The organism is Mycobacterium sp. (genome assembly GCF_035623875.1).
GTDB lineage: Bacteria > Actinomycetota > Actinomycetes > Mycobacteriales > Mycobacteriaceae > Mycobacterium.
In genome coordinates, this window is the sequence record NZ_DASPSP010000117.1 from 1 (window position 1) to 7,423 (window position 7,423).

A 7,423-nucleotide genomic window follows, 5' to 3' on the forward strand; every position below is an offset into this window, starting at 1 on the left:
CCCGCGAGCGCCATGATGCGCGCGGCGATATGGACCGCGATCCCGTGCACGTCGCGGTCGATCATCTCCACCTCGCCGGTGTGCAGGCCGGCGCGGATGTTGAGTCCGAGGTCTTGCACCGCTTCTCGGATCGCGCACGCGCAGGTGATTGCACGCGCCGGCCCGTCGAAGATCGCGAGCACGCCATCGCCGGTGAACTTGATGACTTCGCCTCGTGCGCTGGCCACATGTTTCCCGACGACATCGTTGTGCACATCGAGGGCGGCCGTCCAGGCCTCATCGCCGAGAGCCTCGGCACGTTCGGTCGATCCGACGATGTCGGTGAACAGCACGGTCGACAGCACGCGGTTCGTCGGCCTGGCGGCACGTGAACCGGTGACGAACGATTCAATCTCGTCGAGCACTCCGTCGGAGTCGCCGGCAAACCACACATTGTCGTCCCCGTCGAACTCCACCAATCGCGCGTTCGGGATGCGTTCGGCGAGATAACGAGCGTGGCCGCCGGTCACGTGGCGATCACCGCGGCGGTGCAGCACCAGCGTCGGCGCCTGAATGCTTTCGAGCGCGGGCCGGACGTCGGTGCGCAGGTAAAGGTCAAAGATGGCTTTGAAGTAGCCGGGGCCGCCAGCCAGGCGCTCGCCGCGAGCCCACCATCGCCGCTTGCCGGCATCGCCGGCCCAACTCGGGGCCAGGTTATCCGCGACGGCGCCGGTCCCGACGGTGTCGCCGAAGGCGTCGACATACCGGGAGAAGCTCGGCTCGGGCATACCGCACGGGTAGTCGTCGGCTCGGAGATAGCGAGCGTATGGGCTCCAGAGCACCAGCGAGCGCACCCGCCGGGGATGGGTGGCGGCCAAGAGCATGGCGGGAAGGGTCGACTCCGACATCGCAAAGACTGACGCACACTCGCTCCCAACGGCGTCGAGCACCGCGGCGAGCCCATCCGTCCACGTCTGCATCGCCGGACGGTCCTGAATCGGCACCGCGTCCGAGCTTCCCATCCCGAGCAGGTCGGTCATGATCAGCCGGCTGAACGACGCCAGCCGACGCAGCTGGCGGGCGACGGTGGGCTCGTCCCACAGCAAGTCGATCGGGAACGTAGCGGTAGGGACGAAGAGGAGATCTGAGCCGCGGTCAGGGCCGACCTGATACGCGAGGTGCGTATCGCCGTCTCGTGCGTAGACGGTTTGAGGGACGGCCGCCATGCAAAAAGCATGCCACCGTCCCTGGCCTGCGTCGGGAGCGCGGTCGGTTAGGGGCGACGATAAAGTGAGTCGCTATGCGGCGATAGAAGGTGAGGCCTTCGATGAGCGACCTGACGACGCGGTTTGCCGAAATCGTCGGCGACCAGAACTTGCTGACCGGCGACGCAATCCCGGACGACTATTTCCACGACGAGGTGTTGACGACGGCGCCGCAGAAGCCCGCGTACGTCGCCAAACCCGCAAGCGCAGAAGAGGTTTCGCAGCTGCTGAAAGCCGCCTCGGAACATGGCGTGCCGGTGACGGCCCGGGGGTCCGGGACCGGCTTGTCGGGCGCGGCGATTCCGCGGGAAGGCGGGCTGGTGATCTCCTTCGAGCGGATGAACGCGGTCCTGGAGATCGATACGACCAACCAGGTAGCCGTCGTGCAACCAGGTGTGACCCTGACCGAGCTGGACGCCGCGACCGTCGATGCCGGGCTGAGCTACATGGTTCAACCGGGCGAGCTGTCCTCCAGCGTCGGTGGCAACGTCGGAACCAACGCCGGCGGGATGCGCGCGGTCAAGTACGGGATAGCTCGCCATAACGTGCTCGGGTTGCAGGCGGTGCTGCCGACCGGCGAGATCATCCGGACCGGCGGCAAGATCGCCAAGGTGTCCACCGGCTACGACCTGACCCAGCTCATCGTCGGCTCCGAAGGCACCCTGGCCTTGGCCACCGAGGTGACCGTCAAGCTTCATCCGCGACTCGACCACAGCGCCACCGTGCTCGCCCCGTTCGCCGACTTCGACCAAGTCATGGAGGCAGTACCCAAGATCCTCGCCAGCGGGCTGGTGCCCTACATCCTGGAATACATCGACAACATGACGATGGCCGCACTCGTCCATACCCAGAATCTGGAGCTGGGTATTCCCGATAAGATCCGCGACAGCTGCCAGGCGTATCTCGTTGTGGGGCTTGAGAACCGCACTGCCGACCGACTGGGCGAGGATGTCGAGCGGGCCGGTGAGCTGGTCGCTGAACTGGGTGCCGTCGACGCCTATGTGCTGGAAGGAGGCTCAGCACGCAAGCTGATCGAGGCGCGCGAGAAGGCGTTTTGGACAGCAAAGGCGATCGGCGCAGACGACATCATCGACACCGTTGTCCCGCGCTCCGCGATGCCGAAATTCCTTTCCGCCGCACGCGATCTGGCGGCGACCGCGGGCGGTGCCGCGGCCGGCTGCGGACACGCGGGCGACGGCAACGTGCACTTGGCCATCATCTGCAAGGACCCGGAGAAAAAGAAGAAGCTGATGACCGACATCTTCGCGTTGGCAATGGAATTGGGCGGCGCGATCTCCGGCGAACACGGCCTGGGCCGCGCCAAAACCCCGTACTTCCGCAAACTGGAAGACCCCGTCAAGATCGAGCTAATGCGCCGCATCAAACAGAGCTTCGACCCGGCGGGCATCCTCAACCCCGATGTTCTCTTCGCGGCGGAAGAAGCCTGAGCTAAGAATTGATCACCGGCAAGCCCTTGAAGTTCGAGGAGGAGCGGCAATGGCGGAACGATGGTTCTCCGATCGGGAGCTCGCGGAGATGGCACGGCCCACTATGGACCGTGCGATCGAGGCGCTCGATCGCGGCGACACCGACGCCGCACGAGCACTGTGCGAGGAGATGAAGCACGAGTGGCGCTACCTGCACGACCTGATGGCGGGCGGTCTGCTGGGCCTGATCAGCTTCGTGCAGGAGAGGCTGGGCGATGACGGGGTCGCCGAGGCCTGGCGCTACGGGAATGAGCGCGGCTGGCGGGGTGACGTCGAGAAGATCGAGGGCAGCGGCCGGCGACAGATCGTGCACGCGCTCGCCGCCACGTGGCGGGCGCACTCGTGCTCGGGCACCGGGCCGAACCCGGGCGCATTCGAGATCGAGGAGGACGAGGAGAAGTTCACCTTCCGGATGAACCCGTGCGGCTCGGGCCAGCGCCTGTGGCGAAACGGCGCCTACCGCGGTGAGCGCCCGCTGGGCGTCACGCACGAGGCGCACGACTGGAGCTATGGGCGCAAGGGTTTCCCGCTGTACTGCACGCACTGTTCGTTCATGAATGAGATCCAGCCGATCGAGTGGATCGGGCACCCGATGTACCCCTCCGACCCGCCCGACGACTACGACCGCGATCCCTGTACCTGGTACTGGTACAAGGACCCGGCGGACATCCCGGAGCGGCACTGGGCCCGCTACGGCCTGAGCAAGCCGGCCGCCGCGGGCGACGCCTGATGCTCGGCCTGACGCCGTCAGGACGGCGGGTCATCGTCACCGGCGCGACCGGGGGGATCGGCCGCGCGCTCGCCGAGACGCTGCTGGCGTGCGACTGCGCGGTGGCGGCCTGCGACGTGCCGGGCGCGCCCGTCGGCGACGTCACGGCGGTCACCGCGACGTTCGACGTTCGCGACCCGGAGGCCGTGCGCCGTGGCGTCGCCGACGCGATCGAGTCGCTCGGCGGCTGCGACGCGGTGATCGCCAACGCCGGGATCGTCGACACGATCCACCGCGCGGAGCGCTTCTCCGACGAGGAGTGGCGCAAGGACATCGAGACGAACCTGTACGGCGCCTTCTGGGTGGTGCAGGCGGCGTTCGAGGCGCTGCTGGCCTCCGGCGACGGGCGGATCGTGCTGATCTCCTCAGTCGCAGCCGAGGTCGGGCTCCCCGGGCAGGTCGCCTACGGGGCGTCGAAGGCGGGGATCGTCGGGATGGCGCACACACTGGCCGCGGAATGGGGTCCGCGCGGGATTCGCTGCAATGCGGTGATGCCCGGCATGATCGCCACCCCTAAGGTGCGCGCGATGCCCGCCGCCGCGCGGGATGGCGCGATGACCCAGATCCCGCTCGGCCGCTTCGGCGAGCCCGCGGAGCTGGCCGGCGTCGCCGCCTTCCTGCTCTCGCCGGCGGCGGCGTACATCAACGGAACGGTCCTCAGGGTCGACGGCGGATTCGGCCTGTCGATGCGATGACTCGGGCCCGTGGCCGCTCTTCGACGTATCGGTGGAGCGCTTGAAAGAAAACACCGTCCGCAGCGGGTCGGCCAGCGGTTTTGGCTCCGGGATCAGAGTTCGAGCGTCTGCGCGGTGTAGATCTCCCAGGTGGCGATCTTCCCGGTTTCGCGCATCAGCTCCTGCATCTTGGGGTCGCCGTACACCGCCTCCTGGATCTGGCCGAACTTGGTCCAGTTCTCGGCGGTGACGAGCATGGTCAGAGCGTTCGTCCGCTGCCCGCCGATTACGGTCACCAGCAGGGTGACGTTCTCCCCGCCGTGCTTTTTGACGATCTCGATCGACTTTTTGAGCTGCTTCTGCAGCTCGTCCCAGACCTCGCCCGACCGTGGGTGGATCGCCACCGCGTTAACAATCGTCATGTTCCCGACCTCTCTTCAAGAACGGCTTTGCGCCGCTTGATAACTGGCGTTGCCAGCAGCTGATTTAAGACGCGAACGCTGCTGCACGGCTAGTGCCAAAGGTCCCCCAGAGCAGGAGCTAATAGTCCGTTCGTTGCTGCGCGAACGACCCTGGGAAGCTGCCTGAGTGATCACTAGAGGGAAATACCGGGCTTATGACGGGCTCGGCTCAACATCGCCCGTCGCGGATCTGATAGACCCGCGGTACGAACAGGCCGGCCGAACTTGTCAACCCCGGCTCGGCGATGAATGGCGTGAGGGGTAATGCTGCTAGCTCGCGACGGTGATCCGGCGTGCCGTTACGGGTTCGGCTTTGCCCTTGAGGTCGAGCGTGACGACCTCGCCCCCGTCGACGGCAGCGATGCGCGCGACAGTCTCGGGCATGACGATCTCGCCCCCCGCCGCAACGCCTTGGAGCCGCGACGCGGTGTTCACGACGTCGCCAATTGCGGTGAAGTCGCGGATCTCGCCCTCGCCGACGATCCCGACGTACGCCGGGCCGACGTCCAAGCCGATGCCCACCTCGAGCCGCGGGCCCTTGCGCGAGCCGCGACCCTGCGTGCGCAGAATGGCGAGAGCGTCACTCACCATCGCGTCGACGTACCGGCCGTTGGGTGTGAGGGGCGGAAAGTAGAGGCCCATCACTTCGTCACCGATGAGCTTGTCGACGATCCCGTGCTGGACGATCACCTGCGTGAGCTCGGAGTAGAAGCGATTGAGGCGTGCGGCCATCTCGTCCGGTGGCAGCGTCTCGGCGAGGGCAGTTGAGTTGCGGACATCGGCGAAGAGCACCCCGATGGTCAGGGTCATGCCACCCTGGGGCGCCGCCTCGAAGCACACCTTGCACCACCGCGGATTCTTGCGCGACGGGCTCTTGTCCATCCGTCGCATCAGCCAGCCGCCGACGCCCGCGAACGGGTTGCCACAGGCCTCGCACCGCGGGGCGGACGGCAGCTTCGAGAGGAGCCGAACCCCGCGCCGAACCTTGGCATGGCCAAATAGTTCGAAGAATCGCGCCCACTCCTCCGCGTTCGTTTGCGCACCCTGGGGGCGTGGGGGCGTGCGCTCATTCGACATCCCTCATTCTCGCACCGCATGCTCATCGGCGACAGCTCTCATCAGATCTCTGTCGTGGTTCACCAGCACGTGGCTGAAGATTCGGCGGCGTCCCGTAGGCGCAAACCGCTTGAGCGCATACCCTGATCGGACTTAGCGTTACTTTTGCTGAGGTTGGAGTTGACGAGGCAATCACGTTCAACGTCAACAGGACGAAGAGGTGTGCTATGGAGCTCAAACAATTCATCGCCAAAGCAATGTTTGCCGGTGGCTTAGGCTTGACCGCCGTCGGACTTGGTATGGGCGCGGCAAATGCAGACCCGCCCTCTCCGCCACCGGTGCCGGCACCACCTGGCGTCCCGGCCGCGCCCGGCATGCCGGCCGCGCCCGGCGTCCCGGCCGCGCCCGGCGTTCCGGCCGCGCCCGGCGTTCCGGCCGCGCCCGGCGTTCCGGCCGCGCCCGGCGTCCCGCACTAATAAGCGGTAGGGGATTAGCGCCCGTCTTCCCGCCGCGCGGCGAGTTTGCAGCTGCGCGCGGCGGGTGAGTTAGTAGCGCCCGAAAGGGGTCACCTCACGGCGTGGGGCGTGTCGCCGGAGGACGTCGACCGCGAACTACAACCTCAAGCTTCGTAACGGTAAGGCGAACGGCCCCGGCTCGCGTAAGTGCCTGAGCAATCACTAAGTGGCAATACCTAGGGGACTATCACTCGTGCCCCGGCGAGCGATGGGATCAGCAGTACGCTCATGCCGTGCCGGACACGTTGTACGCATCTTGCGGTGATCTCAGCCTGGCGTATCAGGTGTTCGGCGAAGGGCCGGTCGAACTCGTCATCGTCGGGCCGTTCGTCAGCCACGTCGAGCTGGCCTGGACCCTCCCCGAATTCAAAGCGTTCGTTGAGCAGCTCGCCACGTTCTGTCGCGTTGCCCTGTTCGACAAGGCCGGGGTCGGGCTGTCGGACCCGGTGCCAAAAGTTCGCACGCTGGAGGATCGAGCGGCCGAGATCGAGGCTGTCATGGACGCAGCCGGCTTCGGACAGGCCGTCGTCTCCGGTCTGAGTGACGGTGGACCGGAGTCCATGATGTTCGCGGCAACAAGGCCGGAGCGAGTGCGGGCGCTGATCCTCTGCGGCACATACTCGTTTCACCCAGGCGAGTGGGACGACATGGATCGCGACCCGGCCGAGCTGCGGGCGCGCTTCCTTTCCGAGTTGGGTGAGGACTACACGCCGTCGATTGAACAGCTCGCCCGCTGGCTGGAAGCCGCGCGCGCCGTGCGCTCCGGGTGGGGCAGTGGTGCCGCAGCCAGCATCAGCGCGCCGTCGGTCCGGTCGATACGCCAGCTGGGAATGTTGGAGCGCATGAGCGCGAGCCCGGGAATGGCGCGGGCGTCATTCGAAGCGGCGTTTCGGACCGACGTGCGACCGATCCTGCCAACGATCACCGCCCCAACCCTGGTCATCCATGCCCGCGAGGACCCCGCGGTTCCGGTGCAGGGCGGCCGGTATCTCGCCGACCACATCCCCGGCGCGTGGTACCTGGAGGTCGAGGGTGTGGACCACGCACCGTTCTTAACCGAGCCCGACAAGATCCTGACCGGGATCGAGGAGTTCCTCACCGGCAGCCATGCCGCACCATCACAGTCACATCGCGCCCTGCGTACCGTGTTGTTCACCGACATGGTCGCCTCGACCCAACACGCCGCGGCGACCGGCGACCAGCGGTGGCGGGCGGTG

8 protein-coding genes are annotated in these 7,423 nt (G+C 66.6%); 5 read left to right on the top strand and 3 right to left on the bottom strand.

Annotation, left to right across the window (positions count from 1 at the left end; translation table 11 throughout):
• A partial coding sequence (locus tag VEI45_RS09630) for an adenylate/guanylate cyclase domain-containing protein (RefSeq protein WP_324852513.1) occupies positions 1–1,205 on the bottom strand: 1,205 nt, incomplete at its 3' end.
• A gap of 101 nt (positions 1,206–1,306) precedes the next feature.
• Here VEI45_RS09630 and VEI45_RS09635 point away from each other — a divergent pair.
• From VEI45_RS09635 to VEI45_RS09645, 3 genes are read left to right on the top strand one after another with little or no spacing between them, the layout of a single operon-like run.
• Positions 1,307–2,692, top strand: coding sequence for an FAD-binding oxidoreductase (locus VEI45_RS09635; protein WP_324852515.1), 1,386 nt, complete (start codon positions 1,307–1,309; stop codon positions 2,690–2,692).
• Between the two features lie 49 nt (positions 2,693–2,741).
• Positions 2,742–3,461 (top strand): hypothetical protein, encoded by a 720-nt coding sequence (locus VEI45_RS09640; protein ID WP_324852517.1) that lies wholly within the window; start codon positions 2,742–2,744, stop codon positions 3,459–3,461.
• The gene (locus VEI45_RS09645; protein WP_324852519.1) at positions 3,461–4,195 is read left to right on the top strand and encodes an SDR family NAD(P)-dependent oxidoreductase; all 735 of its coding nucleotides are present in this window, start codon (positions 3,461–3,463) and stop codon (positions 4,193–4,195) included. The genes VEI45_RS09640 and VEI45_RS09645 overlap by 1 nt, the downstream gene beginning before the upstream one ends.
• Before the next feature lie 92 nt (positions 4,196–4,287).
• Here VEI45_RS09645 and VEI45_RS09650 read toward each other — a convergent pair whose 3' ends face one another.
• Positions 4,288–4,596 carry a hypothetical protein gene (locus VEI45_RS09650; RefSeq protein WP_324852521.1) on the bottom strand — a complete coding sequence of 103 codons (309 nt, stop codon included), beginning with the start codon at positions 4,594–4,596 and terminating at the stop codon, positions 4,288–4,290.
• A gap of 309 nt (positions 4,597–4,905) precedes the next feature.
• On the bottom strand, positions 4,906–5,712 hold the full coding sequence (locus VEI45_RS09655) for an adenylate/guanylate cyclase domain-containing protein (protein WP_324852523.1): 807 nt from the start codon (positions 5,710–5,712) through the stop codon (positions 4,906–4,908).
• 206 nt (positions 5,713–5,918) lie between these two features.
• Here VEI45_RS09655 and VEI45_RS09660 point away from each other — a divergent pair, with 206 nt between their 5' ends.
• Both VEI45_RS09660 and VEI45_RS09665 read left to right on the top strand, forming a co-directional pair.
• The gene (locus VEI45_RS09660) at positions 5,919–6,167 is read left to right on the top strand and encodes a hypothetical protein (protein ID WP_324852524.1); all 249 of its coding nucleotides are present in this window, start codon (positions 5,919–5,921) and stop codon (positions 6,165–6,167) included.
• A 272-nt stretch (positions 6,168–6,439) separates the two neighbouring features.
• A partial coding sequence (locus tag VEI45_RS09665) for an alpha/beta hydrolase (protein WP_324852526.1) occupies positions 6,440–7,423 on the top strand: 984 nt, incomplete at its 3' end.